Origin of the sequence: Haloarcula ordinaria (genome assembly GCF_029338275.1) — an archaeon.
Classification (GTDB): Archaea; Halobacteriota; Halobacteria; order Halobacteriales; family Haloarculaceae; genus Haloarcula; species Haloarcula ordinaria.
Map to the genome: position 1 here is coordinate 56,642 of NZ_CP119790.1, position 20,679 is coordinate 77,320.

Sequence of the window (20,679 nt, forward strand, 5' to 3'; positions counted from 1 at the left end):
CTACAAAATATTGGACAATTATGCTAAAAATAGGAGAAATTCCGGATTGTTCTGAACAGATGTTCGAAAAGTATTCAGGTGCTGGAGTGCGCGAACGATGAGCGCCGAAGCGAAACCGCACGTCCACATCGTAGCGACTGGCGGGACGATCGCAAATGTCACCGGCGACTACGACAGTCCCGACGGCTTCCTGACTGCAGACGCGTTACTAGAGGAGATGCCCGAAATGGCAGCGGTAGCAGATGTTACCTCAACAGGTATCTCACGGCTGGGAAGTTCTTCGCTGAACCCCGCCGTCTGGTACGAAACGTACGACGAGATAATGACGCAGGCTGAAAGCGAGGACCCACCTGACGGCTTCGTGGTCACCCACGGCTCGAACACCTCTGAAGAGACAGCTTACTTCCTGAACCTGACGTTGAAAACAGACCTCCCCGTCGTCGTGACGGCTGCACAGCGAGGCGTAAACGCGACCGGTTCTGACGGATTTAAAAATCTGTTCGACGCTGTGCGGACCGCCGCCTCGCCCGACGCAATCGGGCGTGGCACGATGCTCGTCACAAACGACGAGATACATCACGCGCGCGATGTCTCGAAATTAGCGAGCAAGCGTCCGGACGCCTGGCAGTCCTCGAACTTCGGGAAAATTGGGCTCGCGACTCCAGGGCAGCCGGTTACCTTCTACCGATCGGTCGACCGGACGACCGCGCCCGAGACGGTGTTCGATATCGACAAGACACCTGTCGAGGACTTCCCGCTGACCGATATTCACATCGTCTACGCCTCGATGGGCGATACAGGGACGGTTGTCGACGCAATCGCCGAAGATGCGGCCGGAATCATCGTTGCAGGGTTCCTGACAGGCGGCGCTGCAAGTCCGGAGGGGCCGTCGCAGTCCGAAGCGCTGGAGCGCGCCGCTGAGAATGAAGTCCCCGTGGTCATGTGTACTCGCGGCAGCTACGGCAGCATCGGCCGAGAGCGTGTCACTGACTACCCGGGCGGCTACGGTATCGGCGGGGATACTCTTCGCCCGCAAAAAGCACGGATTTTGCTCGCGTTAGGGCTCACCGAAACGTCGGACCCGGAAAAATTGCAGGAGTTCTTCGAGACGTATTGAGGCGGATACCGTTGGATACGCAGCTGCAGTCGGATGGGTAGGAGGCACATCCTTTCGCGTGGAACAACGACTATACTGTATTAGGATGTCGAATTTATACAGTAATATAGTAAGAAATTGTTAAATAAGAGTGGGAAAGATATCACAGTCAGAGTTATGTACACTATTGAGGTGGATAATGGCCATCGTTAAACTCCATATCGGCCCGAGAACTGCACGGATTGGAGATGGGCGTCTGCGACCGTGCGACGCTGTGACGGCGGTGGACGTAAGTGTCTGAAATCGAATTGGTAGTCGCGTTCGTCCGGCCGGACAAACTGGGCGACGTGAAGACGGCGTTGGCGGCGGCTGGCGCTCCCTCGCTGACGGTTACAAATGTCTCCGGTCGTGGGTCGCAGGCCGAACAGGTCAACCAATATCGCGGCGAGAAGTACACTGTTGACCTCCACCAGAAAGTCAAAATCGAATGTGTCGTCGCCGAGATTCCTGCCGAAAATGTCGTCGAAGCTATTTCGGAGAGCGCACATACCGGCGTCCCTGGCGATGGTAAAGTATTCGTCCTACCAGTCAATGACGCAAAGCAGATCCGCACAGGCACTAAGGGCCCAGAAGCGGTTTGAGGCCGCCTGTTTTACTCAATACTGAGACACCCTATAGACCGGTCAGGCGGGATATGGTGGAACGCTAGGAGTTCGTTCGTGAGAGTGCATACAGAGAGCACGTATCAGTAACAGCATCCCCGCCTCGATTACTCTGAACGAGTCCAGTAAACGAGGGCCCAGACAGAAGCAGTCGCAACCACGACGTGCATCAACATGAGGACGACGACGCCGGGGACAGTGGCCGCAGGGTCACCAAAGAGCAAGCCGACATCGGGCAGAAACGAGAGGACGAGCACGACAGCGGCGACGCGGACGAAGTAGTAGTCCGCCCGGTCAACGTAGCGGCGGAAGCCTTGATAGACGACGACGGCACCGACGGCACCAACGGCTGAGAAAATGGCGACCGGAGGCACACTCAACGGCCGGAAGCCCGGCGCCACGCCCAGACTTGTCGCGCCGAGGACGATGCCCACGTTAACGAGGACACCGAGAACAATCGCGACACCGGCACGAACCGGCATAGAGGGCGCGTTGCTGTGCTGCGAGCTGTTTGATGCAGTTCCCATAACCACGAATTGGCGACAATACTAGATAAAGCCGTGACACTACGGGTCGCCGACCGTCGCTCAACGCCCAGACCGGCTATGAGCAGACCGGACGGAGAATTGGGGAGCAAATCCCACCGGTCGAGCGGGACGGGGCGGGAAGGGTATGTACTACGTACGAACTTTTCCCCCACAATCTTGCACGCGAGAAACCGTCTAACGGGTGTCCGTGTCAACTATGACCGCGGATGACGACAACTTCGAACCACTCGATACCGAAACAGCGGTAGAACTATTTGTCGACCACAAGTCGATGAACTGCTCAGAAGCGGTCCATCGTACGCTTCATACCATGAGGACATAATCGTTGAGATACCGACGAGTTGTGTCACCAGAATAAACGCCGTCGTCGCGAATGCTGCGACAGTTGCCATCGCATAGCCTGCGCCGACATCCCGCCGATGAGAGTACGGAAGCCGGTCCGGGCCGTACTGTTTACAGACGGCGATGATTCGTCCGAATAACTCCATACTCGATGGAAACGTCGTTCCCTGTATGAAATAATGTACCGTGTGCCCGGCACTATACGCAGAACCGAAGTGCTGAATACACGCTCTGTATTGACCGATATAGGGTTCTGACTTTGAGCGGAAGGACACTGGCCGATACGTGCCCTGTATCTCGCACGGCCGATTCAATGTTTCCAGAAGCTGTCAGAATCAGCGTGCAAGACTCGGAGGGTTTACTGACCCGCTGATACCTCAGAATCGATGTGAAACCAACGATGGCTTACTGCTGACTACACTCTCTATATCTTGCACGGAGGTACTGACTGGACACTGGTAGATTGTTGAGGCCGTGCTGCATACAGAGCGCAAATCGGTCGCGGTTGTTTGGATGTTGGTGCGGAAAAACGCGTCTGGTCAGTTCGAATTCACCGAGCCAGGGCGGTCGATTAGGCCACGTTCGAACTCTCTGAGAAGAGACGCACACCCGTCGGGCATGGGTCCCTCCGTTTGAACGCAACCAAACATAGACGGAAACCGGTCGAGCAGCCTACCGGTGGAGCGCTCGTCCTTTCGACGTACTCCTCGGACCATAAGAGCCAGGACTGGTTTTATCTCCATCGTCGTCGAAATACCCTCGAATGTACGACCGAATTTTGTTATCGACCGACGGCACGGTCGCCTCTGAGGAGGCCGAATCGCATGCAATCGAATTAGCAGCAGCTCACGACGCCGTATTGCACGTGCTCTACGTCGTCGACGAGGATGTGGTGACGTCCTATAGTGGTGATGAGTACGTCGACGAATCTGAGGGTCCGGAGCACGGCTTGGAAGAGCTGGGCAGAGACACAATCGACGATATCCTCACCAAAGCAGACGAGCGCGGCATCGAGGTCGTCAAGGCCCTACAGCAAGGCCGCCCCGCGGAGCGGATCGTGACGTACGCTGACGAGAGCGACATCGACCTGTTGGTGCTCGGGACGAAGCGCCGACCCGCGGAGTACCGAGCGCTTCTCGGGAGCGTCACCGATCGGGTCCTCCGGTTGACGACGCGGCCAGCGACGGTGATAAAGACAGAAGTCAGCGAGTAGCCCCGCAGCCAACGTTCTCGATTCACCGCCAACGGACTGGAATTCGCAGGTCCAGTGTGCTGACTGTATTCTCTGTATCGGTCACGCTGCTTTTGACTGAGGTTTGAGAGCTTGTTCAGACGGGAGGAAAACGAAAGCGCGTATGGAGTATGGTGGGAACGCTTTTCTGCAAGAGGTATGTCAACCTAGTGAATGAATAACGTGCCTCCTGAGCGAGTGCTCGCTGATCTCGAACTTACTCGCGGGCTTACGATTCAGATGCTAGCAATCGGCACTCTGGGGATGCTCGTCGGATGGACGCTCTTCAGCGGCCTCTATCAGGTTACAACCGGGAACATCGTAACGTTTCAATTTGCGCCGGCATCGGTCGGGTGGCTTGCAACCCCACTGAATATTCTCGTCCTCGTGTTTCTCGGAACGGTGATTCTCGTTCCCCACGAGTTGCTCCACGGACTCGCAATCCGATATTACGGTGGCGAACCTCGATACGGTGTCGGTGTCGCTCACTTCGTCCTCCCGTATGCGTACGCGACGACCGACCACGAGTTCACACGCAACCAATTCATCGTGGTCCTCTTGACGCCCCTCGTCGTGATGACGCTCGTCGGCGTTCCCCTGATGCTTCTACTTGAGTGGGGGTGGCTGGCCATTCCATTGACGTTGAACGCCGCCGGGGCAGTCGCGGACGTCTGGATGACGCTCATGGTGGTAAGCTACCCGGCACACATTCGCATCGTCGATCACGAAAACGGCGTTAGAATCCTCGGACGGGATAGTGATCGACCGCGGTCACTGTCGATAACATCGCTCGTCTGGGACGCACTCGCCGGAGCAGCAGTGGCGTTGTTCGGTGTGGGGATTCTGCTTGCACTTGCTGGTCCGATACTCCTCTCGGCGCTCGGTGTCGAGTCAATAACGGTCGGGAAACCCGGAACCCTCACGTATCTCTTCGCGTTCGTCAACACCCCAAATGAGATCTCGATTAGCCTCGGTCCGGGTGTCCTGAGTGTGGGCGGCCTGCTTGGATTACTGTATGCGTTCATGCGGAGCTATCGCCGAGGCAAACGAGCACCCACAGAGGCCACATAGAACACTCTCCTTTGACGTGATAGCTCCGCTGAGCGAAGATCAGTTGGCTACTGCAGACACAGTGTGCATCTGTCTCAGTCGTCTCTCGATGTCCGGCGAGGCCAGTACTGAATAGCGGTACTCGCGTATCACCCATTCATGGAAGAGACTCCACTGTTCCGTGAAGTCCAGCGATTTCGCCAGCCGTGGCTCTGGACACTCCTCGGGGGCGTTGCGCTCCTCATGATCGTGTTGGGGCCCGTTTCGTGGGGCGGACTCGTTGTCGTCGGGGCGGTCGCCGGGTTCGTCTTCAGTCTTCGTCTCACGACGGAAGTGAGAGGTGACGGCATCTACCTCAAAATGTGGCCGATCCATCGTTCGTTCCGTCGAATACCGTGGTCAGAGATCGAACGCTACGAAGCCAAAGGGTACAGCCCACTCCGTGAGTTCGGCGGCTGGGGAATTCGCTGGGCACCTGGGAAACTTGCCTACAACGTACGTGGTAGTCGAGGGGTCTGGATTGAACGGATGAACGAGCGTGACGTGCTTGTTGGGTCACAACACTCGGAGGAGTTCGTCGAGGCCATCGACGAGGCGATACGGTAACACCGTCTCTGCTTAGAAGTTTGGACCGATACCTAATCCGGTAATTGACCTGAATGTTTGAGACTGTCCGGCCCTGTTGACATCCTTCGAACCAGAGGCAACTATAGGGCTGCATACAGACAGTGCCCTCAGTAGTTTGTCCTGTTTCAATCTAAGCGGAGCGAACCGGCCGATTGTGTGGAAACGTCCGTCCACAGTTTCACAGCAGCTCGCTTCCGTTCACCCATCGCCACAATTCAGCACCACTCCAGCAAGCGTACAGCACTGAGAGGGGAACGAGGACATAGAACGGGTCTATCTGTGTTATAAGGAGGTCAAGAGAGACTGTCCCCGGTGGCGTATATAGAACCGTTGTAACGAGGACGGCGACGCCGACGAGGACATTGGACAGATGGAACAGCCACGCATCGATACGAATGAGTATGTCCCCGGCGGCATCCATATGCACACCACGAGTGTTTGGGGTGAAAAAACGTCGGTCGGTTCGGAAGTGCCGGGCATAGAAACTAGCTCTACAGTTCATTTGTATGGCAGATGGCAACCGAACAGTGACCGCGACGCGGTCTGTATGAAGCAGGAAGCTCTGTTGACATCCTCAGAATTTGAGACATAGGGGGTGCGAGATACAGAGAGTATGTGCAGTACAAGGATTCCACCAGGTCCACGGCAGACGCCGACACATCCCATCGTCGCGTTAGGATTCAAAGACAGGTCCTCCACCGATTCACAGCTAGAGTGGACGACGGAACACGTCGCAACCGTCGCTGTTATTCTTTGTATTGGACATAACTGAGATAGTGTCCACGTGGATTATCGAGGTACAGACGCCGCCTCACGCCGACTCGCGCGTAACAGGAGGATGCCGAGGCCGACGAACCAGACGATCTGGGTGAGGCCAAAGATGCCACCGCCGATCTCGCCGAGCGCCGGGATGGCAGAGAGGATGCCTGCCGTGCCGACCACGAGGCCGACGTAGTTCAGCGCTCGGTGCAGTGCCCGCGTCCGTAGTGCGACCACGCTCACGAGGAGGGTCCAGATACCGCCGACGATCTCGTTGCCGCCGCCAAGCCCGTCGATGACTGGGCTGACCGCCAGCCAGACCGTTGTCGCCTGCGCCGGGTCAGTGGCGAAGAGGTCGACGACCACGCCCATCGCGATGGTGGCTATCATACCGCTGGCGATGACGAGCCCGGCCCAGATCAGTCCGAACGCGGTCGTCGCCCCCATCAGCATCGGTGCGTCTGTCTTGAGGCGCGCGTGGAGTGACAGGACGAGCGCTACCAAAACGACGCCGAAGACCACATAGATGAGTAGGTACATCGCGTACAGACTCGTCTGGTTCGCCACGAACAGTTCGATCTGCTGGAGTGGCCCGGTGACGTTCGCAAAGTCAAGGACCACGAGGAAGTACACGATGCCGGCCACGTAGATCGCCGCTTCGGTGAGCGCTGCCAGCCCGCCGATCCGCAGGTAGTTCCACCGACTCACACCGGTCGGCCGCTCAATACTCTCGACTGCTTGGTTAGTAGACGATACCACTTTATATCACTTAATCTACAATAGCCATCTGAGGAGATAAGGGTGTCGCAGGTGCCGCACTCGTTAATCAGACTGTCCTCGTCCCTATCCAGACGATTCAGACGAGCTCGCGGTCTTGCCCCACAGTCGAGAAACAAGATCGTCCACAGCACACCGAGTGTGTCTGGACTGCGGACTACTTGATCGGATTCCGACCGAGCACTGTCGAGATCCTGGCGAGCACGCTCAAGAGAGAGCGTTGCAGCCACCATGGGACCGCCGCGAGACGCACGTCCGCCCGGTAGTGAGATAGCACCGCCGCCACCGCGAGTACGTCCGGCTTCCCGCCTGCACTGGCTTCATAGAGCGCTCGAATCGCGGCTTCGAATTCGCCTGGTGGGCGTAGCGTCGTCCGAACGACAAGCGTGTCGGTGCCGCTGTTCCGGATACTATGGGCCTCGCCAATCTCGATAGTCAGCGACTCGCCAGGAAGCAAACTGTGGATTTCGCCGCGTACCGTTATGTCGGCTTGACCCGCAACGACCTCCGAGTGAGCCTCCGCCCTCGGGTGAAAACGGGCGGGGCCACTGTCTATTCCCGGTGGGAGAACACCTTCCATCAACAAGTACGCGCCTTGTTCGTCAACACTGTGTTCAAGGAACTTGATAGACGCGCCTGTCGACACGTCCTCAACGGTATTCGGATACCCAGGTAGATCGTCGTTCCTAGATCCATCTGGTGTCATCGACTGTTGCGTATCTGCCCGAGATTCCATCCGGTCTAGTAGCACTCCGTCAACCCTAATCATTCCGAGAGAAGAGAGTTCTTAAGAAACGGGTACCTCCGAAAGAGCACATCACAGCCGCCGCTTGTTGTTCTCATCGTATGCTCGGAGGCCCTGCGCCGCGAGTTTGACCGTTCGCTCGATCCGCTTTTGCCTGGTCTCGTCCGTCTTGGCCTCCTCGACGGCCGCGATGAAAGCATACTGGTCCGTATTCGAGAAGTTCTGGAAGTTCTCCCAGGCGGTTTCGTCCGCACGCAGCGCTGCCTCAAGTTTGGCCGGGACTTCGTGGTCGTCGCCGAGGCGATATGCAGTTGCCCACTCGCCCGTTTCTTTCGCCACTTCGACGAGTTCCATTCCGGCCGGGGTCATCTTTCCCGCCTGAATCATCGCGCTGACCCGCTCCTTGTTGGCCTTCGACCACTTGCTGTCGGGGCTCCTGGGCGTGAACCGACGGGTGTACGTCTCATCGTCGATGCCCTTGACCAGGCCGTCGACCCACCCGAAGCAGAGCGCTTCCTCAACTGACTCGTCGTAGCCGATACCGACTCGCTCGGCATCGGCCTTGTAGTACCCGACCCACAGCTCCTCTTCCGTGTCGTGGTGCTCTTCTAGCCAGATACGGAACTCGTTCTGAGACTCGAAGAATAGTGGGTCCATGCAGTAAGAAAGGCACCATATATCAATAACCGGCTCCGTTGAAATCCTATTCTTCAGACAGGTTCTCGTGCGAAACAGCCGGTCAGTAGACGTGCGTATCTACCATACCCCTTCATCCAACCGAGGAATCTGTAGAAGATCAGGTCCGTAGGTTTTCACCGTTGCTACCACCCGGGCCTCCAAAGTATTGCCACGCTACATATGCGAGCCCCATAATAAGTGACCCCAGAATCGCAATATAAACGGACAACAATATTTGCTGTTCGATAAATAATCCCCAAAGTAGTACCAGAACAACGTACACGCCGACAACAGCGGCGATGGTTGTTTTATTGATGGAGGGCATGGTATTATTCTACCTCAGTGAAGATAGATGATATTAATAGGTTTTCTGCCTGTACGGGTCGATACGTGCATCACCTGTATTGACCGCACAGAGCCAGAACCGGTCATCTTCTGAGTATTTCAACAAAGCCAGTGGGTTCAAATTATTTGGTTTGGACGACCAGCGCTCTCGATTTCTAAGCACTGAGCAGGCGATATCGGATGAAAGCAGTAATGTCGGGGTGCAAGCCCGGCACTATACCAAGCAACCAGGAATGGTGGCTCGGATAGGTCCCAAACGGGACGATTGCATAGATATGTGGTAGCGTAGTATGTTTTGTGATTATCCAACAACGAACTCCGGAGCGAAGACCGTAGCGGCGAGAAGACACAGCAATACGGTGACCGCTGTCGCCCGAAGGATACCGGCCGTAAGTTGTTGATCTTTCGGCAGCGATTCAGCGATTGCAGACAAGGCTGATCCGACCATCATTACAAGTAACCAACTGCTGGAGTCGCCGTTACCACCATTCCAAGCGTATAGGTACATCCCCAAGAAAACGAGTGAGGCTGTAAACTGAACTACTGAATTGGGCCGACCGGCGGGTTCACTGAACACAATTTGATTGATGAAGGAGGGCATCAAGTGCAATTCCTCCCCAGATGTGAAAAAAGCCCCATCGAACGTATCTTGAGCAGTCTGGTTGTAAATGGCTATGGTGAATCGCTATAGGACGGTGGGATACACGCGTTACCGCACGCTTGGTGTTATAGCTGACCTACAGCAGTGTAATTACTCGGAACTCACAGAACCAGGAACACGCTCTGACGACGAAACCGAGCGAACGCTTGACAGTCAAGTTCGCGGTCTCCATCATAGAGTGTTGATTGGAGTGAGTCGGCAGAAGAACCCCCGCGATAGACCCAGCGATGTGCGATGGAAGGCCGCCGATTTGCCGTTGTTCTCTCGGGCTGAAGCACATCCGGCATTCGGAAAAAATATCATAAGGGAGCGCAGACAGGGACCGATGTGTATGGTTCCGGAGCCAACGCTAGAAGGTTTTCTGCGTGATCTGGGCCTACGTATCGGTGCTGGAATCGTCGTCATCGGGATCTTCTTCGGCCTTGGCTACCTCAATCGAACCGACTTCTTCGGTCTTTCAGACTTTCTCGGGAACCAGTCGGTATTCTTCGGTAGCGCATTCCTGTTGGTTGGTATTGCGTCACTCGGATGGATGATGATCCAGCGATACAGAGCATAACGATGCAGAGCTACCGACCGCCGTGTGTCGAAAATATGTGCGACCGACTCGCACTCTGCGTACAGTACCGCTTTCAGATCTCACTCCGAGTCTGTCAGTACAGGTGTGACCGATACAGAGCGTGAATACAGCACATAGCCACCTCATTGCAACCGATCAATCTCAGTTACGGGAGCGTTCCGTCCTCCGCGTAGCAATTGAACCGGAGACTCGCGGTGGCGAGTTGCTCGCCTTCCGAACTCATCAACGATGCCGTGTACTCACCATGAACCGGTGGCGGACCCAACGGTACCGCGTATAGTTCGCCACGGCTGGATCCGAATACCGAGTAGTCTTCGGGATCAAGACTGCTCATCCCACGATCCGTCATGAGCGGGACCGAAGCAACGAGAGTGTCGTCACTATCTCGTATCCGTACTGTGTGATACAGTTCACCGGAAACAGCCTGCTCAGAAACCAGAATCCCGAGAGCGATCTGTTCGTCACCTTGTATTGGGGCAATCTCGCGGAGGTGTTGCGAGCCGCTACCCACTCCTCGACTAGAACATCGAGCGATGAACTCCCCGTTACCGAGACAGCCAGCGGTCACGCTCAAGATGCCAGCTACACCCGTAATCAGTTCACGTCTGGAGGGCACAAGACATACTGTGAGTCCACGAGTGGTAATTCTAAGGGGACTACGGCACTCGTGCGCTGGTTCGCCACGGCGGTTGAAAATTGCTTGTCCGATAGAATCCTCTGCCGGTAATAGGAATGGCCTGTGAAATAGCGAGGAGTCAGTCAGTAAGACGGCTTCGTTTCTTTCGTCGATTCAGTGGTTTATACACGACTCACTGAGTCTGCTTCGTGACCAGTATCTGTTTATCCACGGCCCTGAAAAAGTGGAAGCAATGGTCTTTCAGTACCTCCTGCCAGCCCTGATTGGATTCGTGTTCGTGATGGGGGCTGCCTATGCCGGCACGCTTCGGGCGTTAGAAGTATACTTCGACCCGGACCGAGAAAGCATCTTCCTCTCAGACGAGTACGAGCCACCGAACGACCAGTAGTGCTACTGTATCGGTCACGCCAGTACTGTACGCTGCTGAAGGATCCAACAGAGCCAGATATCTCACATGCCAAAATAGGTGTCGCGTTCAACGACGGTGTAGCCCTGCGCTGTGAGCGCCTCAGTGCGGTAGCGTTCTGCGACGATCTGCTGTGGAATGCGCCGCAGTCCGAAACGCCGGTTCAAGGTGTGCTCGATATCGATACTGGTCTGGTCGTTGTCCGTACTGACCGTTACGGTGTACGTCGCCCAGGGCTGACCGTTTACCGTGACGTCCAACTCGACTCGACGAGCGCCGCTTGGTGTGGTCTCTGTTTGTGAACGGACTCTCGACTCGACGGAACGCAGGCCGAACAGATAGGAGATACCGTACGTTACCGTGTTTCCGTCTGCAGTGATTTCGTCAGCGATTCCCCACTGAAACGCGAGTACCGGCGGCGTGGGCCCGGTGAACGCATCGACGACCACGTCCGGCGTGTCCTTAGTTTGGAGGCGAGCCGTCCCGCGGGACTGAATGAGTGGTGCGCGAGCGGTGATGACCAAGATCACCCCGACGACGAGCGCTGGCAACAGCGAGGTAACAAGGAACGTCCCGAGGAACATAGACACGACGAGCACGACTAGGAGTGCACTGAGCGGACGTTCGCGTCTGAGGTATCGCTTTGCGACATCGACTGCCTCCTGTGGCCGGTCGATATCGTTCGTGGAGGGCATCCTGCGAATCCCCTAATGCTGGGTAATTATGTCTGCTGAAATAGGTTGTTGGATAACCCCTGTTTATCGATATCGTCGCCGGTGTCCAGTGTGTGCTGGCTCTGTCGAAGTCCACGAAGCGTTCCAGGTTCGTCAGGTAATCCGACCAGCTGATTCTGTTGAAAGCCTCAGAACGTGATGGAAGTGCGTGCTCCACAAAGTGGGTGTCTTCAACAATTGCCTCTCGGACGGGTGTCCGCAACCCTACGAAAATCATATCCGACGCCCTTGTGAATTCCTTGCCACTAATGTCCCTGCCCTCCCTCCGCACCTACACTCTCTCTGTAGCGTGGCGATTCGCTATACTCGGCGCACTCGTTTCGCTACCCCTCAGTGTCGTTGTGAACTGGCTACCAGATTCGGAGGCGACTGTTGGTGGCGGTATCATGATAATCGGCGCGTTCATCGCAGGTGTTATCGCTGCAATTCGCCGTGCTGGGTTCCTTGGTGCTGTCGTCGGCGTCGTCACGTTCCTCTTTACGGTGGGCACGACGACGGTGTGGCCGCTGTCGAGAGTCGTTTTCTTCGTCTTCGCTAGTGGACTGGTACTGTGCGTCGCTCCAATCTTCGGTCTGGTATTCGGCCGTGTTGGTGGATTAATAGCGAACGCCGTTTCCGCACGATGGAACTCCGCAAATGCGTTGGAGTAACCGCGACTTCGAGAGGGGCTGCATTCGGTCACATCACCGGGCAACCATGTAATTCTCGGAGTAGTTCAACAAATCCTATCAGCTCTGTTCCCGTTCTGTCAACCGTTCATAGCATATTTAATCCTTGATGAGAACCATCCACCGAATGACGAGAGCCCTCCAACAGTCTCGTTCGCTCACCACACAACCGAGTACGGGTGGACGATAATATGTCCGACAGTTCTGGCCTCAGTATCAACGGTCCAGAGACGCTTCGCGGTTCGGTGGCCTTCCTCCTCGTCGCCCTCTGTATCACGGGCTACGGGGCGTTCGACTACGTGCAGCAATCTGACTCGATACGGGACTCGGTCGAGATCGAGGCGACGATTACCGAAGTGGGTGTCGAGTCGGTTTCGGGCAGCTCTTCGAGTACATCGGTTAGTTACGAACCGCGTGTCAGGTTCACATACGAATATCGAGGGGAATCGCACACGGGAACGAATCTCTTCCCCGCAGACATCCCTCCGAATTACGATACACGGTCGGCAGCCCAAGCGGCCGTACAGGAGTACGAGACCGGCCAGACGGTCACAGCGCACGTAGACCCTGAGGAGCCGGGGAACGCGTTTCTGAAAAAGGAGACGTCTACTGCCCCGTTAATAGCAGTGGGAATCGGGGTGGTGTTGACGCTGCTTGGCAGTGCGGCGACTTTGAAACAGTACCGCAGTGGCTAGTTTCGGACCATCGCGCAGGTTGGAATCCGACCACAGAACCCGGCCTCGCTTCGGAGCGAAGTGAGTCGGCGTACGCGTGGGGAGCTAGTCGCCGCACGGTTCGAGAATGGGAGATCCCGGACGGGTTCAGTTCGGATACGACGTCCTCCGTAACGAATAGAGGGCCGTCCGTACAAGTGGGACGTGTCTTCGATGCCCTCCACCGACATCGACCTCGCCATTCAGACGACAGACCTCCGGAAGACGTACGGTTCCGAGGTCGCACTCGACAGTGTATCGCTCTCGATTCCGACCGGCACCGTCTACGGGTTTCTCGGCCCGAACGGCGCGGGGAAGACGACCACGATGCGGCTCCTGACGGGACTGACACAGCCCACAAGTGGATCCGTTCGCGTCTGCGGTGTGGACGTCGCCGACCGACGCGCACTCGCGCCACACGTCGGCTATCTCCCTGAGGAACCGCCCCTCTACGACGAGTTCAGCGCTCGCGAACAGCTTGAGTATGTCGCCGACCTCAGAGACATTCCGCGGGCCACCGCCCGGGAGCGAATCGACGAGTACCTGGACGCGTTCGACCTGACTGACGACGCCGACAAGCGCATCGACGCGTACTCGAAGGGGATGCGACAGAAGACCGCGTTCGTCCAGAGCGTCCTGCACGACCCGGACGTTCTGTTCCTCGACGAACCGACGTCGGGCCTCGATCCCCGAGCGGCACGGACCATCCGCGAGTCGATTTCCGACTTCGCCGACGCGGGAACGACTGTCTTTCTTTCGACACACATCCTCCCGGTCGTCGAGGCTGTCGCCGACGAGGTCGGCGTGCTGTTCGACGGCCGGCTGGTCGCCGAAGGGACGCCGTCGGAGGTGCAATCCCGCGCGGCGACCGACGGGGACGGCTCGCTCGAAGACGCCTTCCTCGCCGTTACCAGCGAGACCGATGCGGGCGCGGGCCGCGAGAAAGCATGACCCTCCGACGGGACCTCAGTCACGGACTCAGGATCGGTCGCGCCGAGTTCGTTCGAAGCCTGCGAGGCTATCTCGGGGATACACGCCACCTCATCGGACTCGCATTCGTCGTGTTGTTCTTCGGCGGGAGCCTCCTCGTTGCGCTCCCCGCGGCGTACGTGCTCGGGCAAACCGCTCGCTCTGTAACCGCCATTCCGTTATTCGGCCCCGCCGCGACTGCGCTTCCAGTGCTCTTCCTGCTCCTAGCAACGCTCAGGACGCTCGAACGTATCGCGCGCATCGAATCCGAAGAGTTGGTTCTGACGACGGTCCATCCGCGAGCAGTGGTCGTTGGCCTCATCACTGCAGAGGTCGGGCGACTGCTGTTGTGGTTCGGGATTCCGGTAGGGGCGTTCGTCACCGCGTTTGCATTCGGGCTCGGATCACCGATGTTGCTCGTCACGGGTGGCATCGTGCTCCTCCCGATCATCGTATCGAGCACGGTCTGGGGATACGCCTGTGGGATCGGCGCGTTGCGGGTGTTACGACGGTTGCCCGGCGTCCGTCGCGTCCTGCGAGGACTCGGGGTCTTCGTGATACTCGGCTTCGTCGTCGGCTCGCAGTTCGTCGGGCGACAGCTGGTCGAGGGAGGAGGCGCAGTACGAGGATTCGCCTCCGCGATCACGTTCGGCCCCGTCGTCGAGTACGTCGCGCTTGCCTTTGCGGGATCGCCACTCGCACAGCCGACATCGATGCGTTCGATAGCAGTGGTCGTCGCGCTCATCGCGCTCATTCCCATCGGACTGGCCGTTGCCACGAAGCAGGCATCGGCGTTCTGGTTTTCCGAGACGCCGACTCGGAGCGGAGCGCGGCAGGTGCAGAGGTCGAGCGGTGGGTTCACTGCTCCGCGACCGTTTGCGTGGAGCAGAGCCGGCCGCATCGCGTGGGGGCTTCTCGTCCGTGCCCGACGCCACCCACAGAAACTCAGCCATCTCGTGATGGCCCTCTTTTTCATCGGGCCGCTCGGGACGACTGTCGTGCAGTCGTCGGGTGACGCCATCGGGCCCCTGATTTCGGGGACTGGCGTCGGTCTCGGGACGTACCTCGCCGGCGCGGCCTTCGGATTGAACCCGCTCGGTGACGACCGACCCCAGCTCCCACTGCTGTTGCTCACCGAGACGAGTCCTCGAACCGTTACGAGAGGCCGGTTGCTCGCTGGCCTCGCCGTCGGGCTCCCGGTCGCCGTGCTCGTACCGCTGGCCTCTCTGGGCCTCGGAACGCCACCACTGTACGTCCTATCGTTCGGGTTAGTGGGGGCCGGAATGTGTCTCACTGCATCGATGTTCGCCGTCGGGGTCGGTTCGGCGTATCCCATCTACGAGGAGCGAGAGTTCTGGGGGACTGAATCGGTCGTCCCCTCAACGCTCGTGATGGTGGCGTATCTGTTCGTTGTTGGTGGTGGAACGGCTCTCGGGCTGGTCGTAACCTGGTTCGGGGTCACCGGGAACGTGAGCCTGACACCCGTATTCGGCCTTGGCTTCGGTCTGTACCTTTTGCTGACCGTCGGGGTGTCGTACGGCTCGTACAGATATGCCGTTCGACGCTATCGGCGATACACCGTGGCGTAGTTATTCGGATTTCGGGAGTGGCAACAGTCAGTATCCGTCTGTTACGCGGGCCGTCAATTCTCGACCGATGCGGTTTGGCGTGTTCCGGCCTTCTTCGCCAGCCAGCCGCCGATTTTTGCCCCGAGTAGCCCGACGAAACCGGCAAACCCGAGTATCACCGACGTGATGATGAGGACGACCATCGAGACGGCGATGACCTGAAACCAGAGCGGCCCGCCCAGTACGCTCGCGGCTTCGAGGAAATCGACCAGGATCCACAGAACCGGCAGAGCGCCGATGACACCTGCACGAAAGCCGACGTCGATTACGTCTATCTCCGTCGCCGCTGTGCTGGCAAGATAGCCAGCAAAGAGACCGCCGAAAAACACCGCACCGAGTGAGAACTCGTTCTCCGGGCTTGACTGCAAGTACTGCCAGACGGTGAACGGCATCGAGGCTATACCACCGAACAGTGCATACTTCCACGGTTCACTCGCCGGGAGGGATAGGGGAAGGGGACCAATCCGGAGCACGCCGACGGCTACTCTCCGTTACGCAAAAAATATGCGTGGCTGTATTGCTCACTCCCAGAGTACTGCCGATACGGACAGCGACAGGGTGCTCCGATTTGAAGAGCGTGGACCCACGGTCATCACCAATTCATCCGAGGAAACGGCAGCGGACGCACTCGTATGTGAAAGAGGCACTGTGAGGAGCGGGCATTAGCCTTCTATTTTCGGTATACGAGGTTTCAGTGAAAGATAGACTCTCTGTAGTCAAGATACACATCCTGATAGGTTGAGGAGGAATCCACGTGCTTACTCCCACGGTGGTGACGGCAGTGCAGGATACTAGTCACGTTTCAGTTTCCGGTGGTTTGATACGTTCAATCCGTTGAGTTCCGCGAATGAGTATGAAGAATCGCACTGCCGGTGTCCTGATTGGCATCCTTGCGGTGGTGTGTCTAGGACTCATCTTCTCTGCCGTGTACCCGCTCACCACCTCCGACCCACACGCGGCGACTCCTCCTGGCGACCGATTCACCGTTAGCGATACAGACTCCTACACCGCGAGTGGGCGTCTTGTCGTGGACGGGCAGGTGAGACTGGCATTCGAGGGTTTCGTAACCTCGGACGGAGTATGGTATCAGAAGGTCGTGGACGACGACGTCGTTTCAGAGGCATACCAACCCACTGCGAACGAAACAGTCTATCACAGACTGTCGATAGAGGGGAGTGATGAGGCCAAGCAGCGTCGGGAACTGATCACCGAGGATGAGGGAAGGGAACTCGTTCGTGAGGGCCGGAACGGAGAGCGCGCGACGTTCATCGTCGAAGAGAACGGCACTGGCGTCACGCAACCAGTTTCGGGAACGGCATCGGTGTTCGTCAACAGTCTATTCCTCGCCGGGTACGAAGCCAAAAGACGCGACTCGTCGGCGGTGACTGTCTACGAGCCACAGTCCGGATGGTACGACGGGCTGGAGACGTACCACATTACAGGAGCCTCGGGTACGGTACGTGCTGATACCGACACGCACGTGGTCAAATCGGCAGACGTGACCTGGGACGTCACGGCACCTGCAGGGACGTACGCAGAGTACGTCTTGGTCGCATCGCTCACCGACGAACCGACGTCGTACAGGATCTCGTTCGAGTTTGACCAATCTGGGTCTGACCCCCAACGGCCGACGTGGGTCGGCGAGACCGATTCGACGTAGACATCAAGAAATGCCGATGTCCGTTCTAGTGCCACTTCGTTTTAGAGCATGTATAGTGTACTCCTCACACTCCCCGGACCAGTTAGCGCTGTTGACAGACTCATTCGCAGACAATATATCGAGACAGTGCTGGATACAGAGCACGAATCTTGCATGGAGTCGGTCCTGTGTTTCGGGGACTACTCACGGTCGTGTCGTCGCGTTCGTCACGCGCCCGAAATGAAGTAGACGGCCAGCATGGCGAAGCATATGCCGAGCACTTTGCGCGTGGTAACCCCCCCGCCCAAAACGAGAAGCCCGATCGTCGAGGAGAAGACGAGAAACATCGCGAAGATGGGCGTTACCACGCTTACAGGGCCCATTGACAACGACTGGTACAACGAGATGATTCCGATCCCAAAAAATGCCCGCCGCGAGCACGTACGCCACTTTTCGTGACGACAGATACGGGACTATGCCCTGGTCCGTGTGCCACAACACACCGAGTGACATCACTATAAGCAGGGTGTTAGAGATGACGACGGCCACGTTGACCGGAATCGCGTCGGGACCGGTCGTCGCTACGCGCATGAGTGGGGAAACGAGCGCGTACGCCCCCATCGCGAGAAGCGCGTAGTGTAGGTATGTAGCGCCCATACGCACGCCTTGCCGGATACAGACAAGTGTTTGACGACCTGCGACCGCGGCGAGGCTCCCGTGAGAGAGCGCATCGGTGACACCCGACCGAGCGAAGTCGATCACGAACAGCCTCAGCCACGCAGCGCGTCAACGGGACGTTCGTTCGCCGCACGCCAGGCCGGATACGCCCCGGCTATGAGGCTCGTCAGTATGCCGAACGCTGCAGCGCCGATCAGATACAGGAGCGAATCGGACGTGAACGCGAGGGGGTCGCCGAGAAATATCGCATTGGCAATCGACGCAACGACGAAGGCGATCGTCAACCCGACGACAACACCGATCGCTCCCAGCATAACAGCCTCGACGAGAAGAATCCGGACGATGTCGGCTTTCCCATATCCCATCGCCCGTAGCACGCCGATCTCTTCGCGGCGCTTGATGACCGCCATCAGCATCGTATTCGTGATCGAGACGCCAGCGACCAGCAGCGAGATAGACCCCAATCCTGTCAGAAACACGTTGATTCCGTTGACGATCGTCTTGAGCAGTCGGACCAGGGACGTGAGTTCGAAGACAAGCAGTCGATCTTCCCGATCGTTGAATCGTTCCCGAAGGGCATCCGCGGTGGACTCTGCCCGGTCGACGGACCGCGTTCGAACGCGGACCTGGTCGTACTCACGGGCAGGCGCTTGCTCGATCGGGAGATACACGTCACTCGATCCGAAACCCTGCGTCGCTGCGAGCACGGCGACGACCCGGTAGGTCGCTCCCGTGTCCTCGTCGAGCGCGAGCGTGAGTCGGCTTTCGGGGCCGAGTCCGTGTTCCCGGGCGAATTCGTTCGAGACTACGATGCTCCGCCGCCAGTTTTCAGGTATCGCCCCGTCGTTGATGGTGTACAGCGACCGCGGATCGTCCATGTACGTGATCGAAACTGACTCGCGCCTGTCGCCCCGTCTCACCCACTCCGCTTCTCCCCCTCTGGTGGCAACGACGCCTGCCGAACCGACCGTTTCCTCGATCGCTTGCACATCCTCACGATCGAAGTGTCCGGGCTCTTTGTCGATCCCTGGGGCGACGAAGACGTCCGTCGCACCCTGCTCTTGGATGGACTGGAACTGACTCTGTTTAAACGCTGCCCCGCCTGCCCCGATCGCCCCGATCGCGACTACACCGATGACGATCGCTGCGGCCGCGAGTGCCGATCGGGCCTTCGCACGCGAAACGTTCCGCCACGCGATGACGACCACGGGGAATCGGCCAGTTAACCGGTAGAGTCTGCTCATCTGCGCTCACCTCGCTTGCCGTACAACCTATCCAGTGAGATGTCGGTCCAGACTGCTGGGACGGCTCTGTGCATCAGTCGAACGCCTCCGCAGGTCGTTTGTTCGCGGCCTTCCACGCTGGATAGACGCCGGCGACGAGCGCGGTCGCAATTCCAAAGAGGCAACCGATACCGACGTACTGCAGCCCGGCCCGGGTGAACGCGAGTGGATCGCCGACGAGGAACACGTTGATCACCGCGCCGATACCGAGAGCGATCGGTACGCCAATCACGCCCCCGATGATGCCGAGTATCGTCGCTTCGGCGACGAGCATGCGAACCACGGCGCCTCTGGTGTAGCCCACTGCACGCAGGACACCGATCTCCCCCTCACGTTCGATGACGGACATCAGCAGCGTATTGGCGATCGTGACACCCGCGACGAGCAGCGAAATAGCGCCCACGCCGATGAGGAACTGGTTGACCGTCTCGAACGATTGCTCGAACTGTTCGCGCTGTTGCTGGACCTGTTGGACGGAGACGGTTCGTCTGCGCGAATTGAACTCAGTCTCGATATCGGTAGCTGCCCTGGCGACCGAGCCCGCTGACGGGTCGACTCTCACGATCACTTCGTCGTACGTCGCGTCATCGAACCTCGAGATGGGAACGAAGATCGACTGATCGGCCGAAAGCGGGTCAGCAAACCCCTGTGGTCGCAGGACCGCTGCGACCGGGAATGTCCCCTCGAGTTCGTCCTCGACGACGACCGTCATCTGATCGCCGGGCTCGATGTCGTTGTCGGCAGCAATCCGCGAACCGACGATGACGCTGCGCCGCCAGTTTTCCGGGACCGACCCGTTGGCAGTCTCGTAGAACGTCCCGGGGTCCTCTATACCTTTGACCTGCGCGGTGACGACGGTCTCTCCGGCTGGAGTGCGGACGAGCGAGCCGAACGGCTGGACGACGGGAATGACCGTCGCACCCTCTGCCGCCCGGCGCATCCGGGTGACTTCCGCATCGGAGAAGTTACGGTTGGGGTCCTCGGCCTCTGGATACACGACGGGATGGACGGTCGCCGTACCCCCGAAACCCTCGTACGCCGCGACCTGGTTCTGTTTGAAGGCTTCTCCCCCGGTGCCGATAGCTCCGACGGCCACGACCCCGATGACGACAGCGACGACAGCCAGTGTCGACCGTGCGGTCGCCCGGGAGACGTTCCGGCGCGCCAGCAAGACAGTCGGTGCGAGGGCAGCGATGTGCCTGAGCCTGCTCATCGACGAGCGG

The 20,679-nt window shown here is 58.1% G+C and carries 22 protein-coding genes and 1 pseudogene; 12 read left to right on the forward strand and 11 right to left on the reverse strand.

The genetic code is table 11. From position 1 onward, the window contains the following. The first annotated feature begins 97 nt into the window (after positions 1-97). A complete protein-coding gene (locus P1L41_RS17110; protein WP_276298659.1) occupies positions 98-1,117 on the forward strand; it encodes an asparaginase in 1,020 nt (339 codons plus the stop codon). 272 nt (positions 1,118-1,389) lie between these two features. Next, a complete protein-coding gene (locus tag P1L41_RS17115; RefSeq protein WP_276298660.1) occupies positions 1,390-1,737 on the forward strand; it encodes a nitrogen regulatory protein GlnK1 in 348 nt (115 codons plus the stop codon). 128 nt (positions 1,738-1,865) lie between these two features. Here P1L41_RS17115 and P1L41_RS17120 read toward each other — a convergent pair whose 3' ends face one another. Next, positions 1,866-2,285: a DUF6069 family protein gene (locus P1L41_RS17120; protein ID WP_276298661.1), complete on the reverse strand. Its 420-nt coding sequence runs from the start codon at positions 2,283-2,285 to the stop codon at positions 1,866-1,868. Between the two features lie 1,126 nt (positions 2,286-3,411). Between P1L41_RS17120 and P1L41_RS17125 the strand changes: the two genes are divergently transcribed. From P1L41_RS17125 to P1L41_RS17135, 3 genes are all read left to right on the forward strand, one after another. Then, on the forward strand, positions 3,412-3,861 hold the full coding sequence (locus tag P1L41_RS17125; RefSeq protein WP_276298662.1) for a universal stress protein: 450 nt from the start codon (positions 3,412-3,414) through the stop codon (positions 3,859-3,861). Between the two features lie 192 nt (positions 3,862-4,053). Further along, positions 4,054-4,950: a DUF3267 domain-containing protein gene (locus P1L41_RS17130; protein WP_276298663.1), complete on the forward strand. Its 897-nt coding sequence runs from the start codon at positions 4,054-4,056 to the stop codon at positions 4,948-4,950. Between the two features lie 138 nt (positions 4,951-5,088). Then, positions 5,089-5,535: a hypothetical protein gene (locus P1L41_RS17135; RefSeq protein WP_276298664.1), complete on the forward strand. Its 447-nt coding sequence runs from the start codon at positions 5,089-5,091 to the stop codon at positions 5,533-5,535. A gap of 199 nt (positions 5,536-5,734) precedes the next feature. On the opposite strand, the gene P1L41_RS17140 is transcribed toward P1L41_RS17135, so the two are convergent. From P1L41_RS17140 to P1L41_RS17160, 5 genes are all read right to left on the reverse strand, one after another. Then, positions 5,735-5,977, reverse strand: a complete 243-nt coding sequence (locus P1L41_RS17140) for a hypothetical protein (protein WP_276298665.1) — start codon at positions 5,975-5,977, stop codon at positions 5,735-5,737. Between the two features lie 368 nt (positions 5,978-6,345). Then, the gene (locus P1L41_RS17145) at positions 6,346-7,023 is read right to left on the reverse strand and encodes a hypothetical protein (RefSeq protein WP_276298666.1); all 678 of its coding nucleotides are present in this window, start codon (positions 7,021-7,023) and stop codon (positions 6,346-6,348) included. A gap of 226 nt (positions 7,024-7,249) precedes the next feature. After that, entirely contained in the window at positions 7,250-7,672 is a 423-nt protein-coding gene (locus tag P1L41_RS17150) for a cupin domain-containing protein (protein ID WP_276298667.1), read from the reverse strand. A 237-nt stretch (positions 7,673-7,909) separates the two neighbouring features. Beyond that, positions 7,910-8,494, reverse strand: a complete 585-nt coding sequence (locus tag P1L41_RS17155) for a YdeI/OmpD-associated family protein (RefSeq protein WP_276298668.1) — start codon at positions 8,492-8,494, stop codon at positions 7,910-7,912. Between the two features lie 667 nt (positions 8,495-9,161). Further along, positions 9,162-9,461, reverse strand: a complete 300-nt coding sequence (locus P1L41_RS17160) for a DUF8011 family protein (protein WP_276298669.1) — start codon at positions 9,459-9,461, stop codon at positions 9,162-9,164. 391 nt (positions 9,462-9,852) lie between these two features. On the opposite strand from P1L41_RS17160, the gene P1L41_RS17170 reads away from it, so the two are divergent. Together P1L41_RS17170 and P1L41_RS17175 are read left to right on the forward strand one after the other, a co-directional pair. Beyond that, a complete protein-coding gene (locus P1L41_RS17170; protein ID WP_276298670.1) occupies positions 9,853-10,080 on the forward strand; it encodes a hypothetical protein in 228 nt (75 codons plus the stop codon). An 890-nt stretch (positions 10,081-10,970) separates the two neighbouring features. Next, complete coding sequence (locus P1L41_RS17175) at positions 10,971-11,126, forward strand: hypothetical protein (protein WP_276298671.1); 156 nt, start codon at positions 10,971-10,973, stop codon at positions 11,124-11,126. Positions 11,127-11,188: 62 nt separating this feature from the next. Here P1L41_RS17175 and P1L41_RS17180 read toward each other — a convergent pair whose 3' ends face one another. Next, positions 11,189-11,839 (reverse strand): hypothetical protein, encoded by a 651-nt coding sequence (locus P1L41_RS17180; protein WP_276298672.1) that lies wholly within the window; start codon positions 11,837-11,839, stop codon positions 11,189-11,191. A gap of 287 nt (positions 11,840-12,126) precedes the next feature. Between P1L41_RS17180 and P1L41_RS17185 the strand changes: the two genes are divergently transcribed. The 4 genes from P1L41_RS17185 (at position 12,127) to P1L41_RS17200 (ending at position 15,817) form a co-directional block, all read left to right on the forward strand. Continuing rightward, a complete protein-coding gene (locus P1L41_RS17185; RefSeq protein ID WP_276298673.1) occupies positions 12,127-12,528 on the forward strand; it encodes a hypothetical protein in 402 nt (133 codons plus the stop codon). A gap of 209 nt (positions 12,529-12,737) precedes the next feature. Then, a complete protein-coding gene (locus P1L41_RS17190; protein WP_276298674.1) occupies positions 12,738-13,241 on the forward strand; it encodes a DUF3592 domain-containing protein in 504 nt (167 codons plus the stop codon). A gap of 192 nt (positions 13,242-13,433) precedes the next feature. After that, a complete protein-coding gene (locus tag P1L41_RS17195) occupies positions 13,434-14,210 on the forward strand; it encodes an ABC transporter ATP-binding protein (protein WP_276298675.1) in 777 nt (258 codons plus the stop codon). Then, entirely contained in the window at positions 14,207-15,817 is a 1,611-nt protein-coding gene (locus P1L41_RS17200) for a hypothetical protein (protein WP_276298677.1), read from the forward strand. Before P1L41_RS17195 ends, P1L41_RS17200 begins: the two co-directional genes overlap by 4 nt. A gap of 53 nt (positions 15,818-15,870) precedes the next feature. On the opposite strand, the gene P1L41_RS17205 is transcribed toward P1L41_RS17200, so the two are convergent. Further along, positions 15,871-16,329, reverse strand: a complete 459-nt coding sequence (locus tag P1L41_RS17205) for a DUF5518 domain-containing protein (protein ID WP_379789228.1) — start codon at positions 16,327-16,329, stop codon at positions 15,871-15,873. Between the two features lie 374 nt (positions 16,330-16,703). Between P1L41_RS17205 and P1L41_RS17210 the strand changes: the two genes are divergently transcribed. Beyond that, on the forward strand, positions 16,704-17,516 hold the full coding sequence (locus P1L41_RS17210) for a hypothetical protein (RefSeq protein WP_276298679.1): 813 nt from the start codon (positions 16,704-16,706) through the stop codon (positions 17,514-17,516). Positions 17,517-17,722: 206 nt separating this feature from the next. Here the strand turns inward: P1L41_RS17210 and P1L41_RS17215 are convergent. From P1L41_RS17215 to P1L41_RS17225, 3 genes and pseudogenes are all read right to left on the reverse strand, one after another. After that, a pseudogene (locus P1L41_RS17215) lies at positions 17,723-18,152 on the reverse strand (EamA family transporter). A 113-nt stretch (positions 18,153-18,265) separates the two neighbouring features. Beyond that, on the reverse strand, positions 18,266-19,417 hold the full coding sequence (locus tag P1L41_RS17220) for an ABC transporter permease (protein WP_276298680.1): 1,152 nt from the start codon (positions 19,415-19,417) through the stop codon (positions 18,266-18,268). A gap of 73 nt (positions 19,418-19,490) precedes the next feature. Then, the gene (locus tag P1L41_RS17225) at positions 19,491-20,669 is read right to left on the reverse strand and encodes an ABC transporter permease (protein WP_276298682.1); all 1,179 of its coding nucleotides are present in this window, start codon (positions 20,667-20,669) and stop codon (positions 19,491-19,493) included. Positions 20,670-20,679 lie beyond the last annotated feature (10 nt).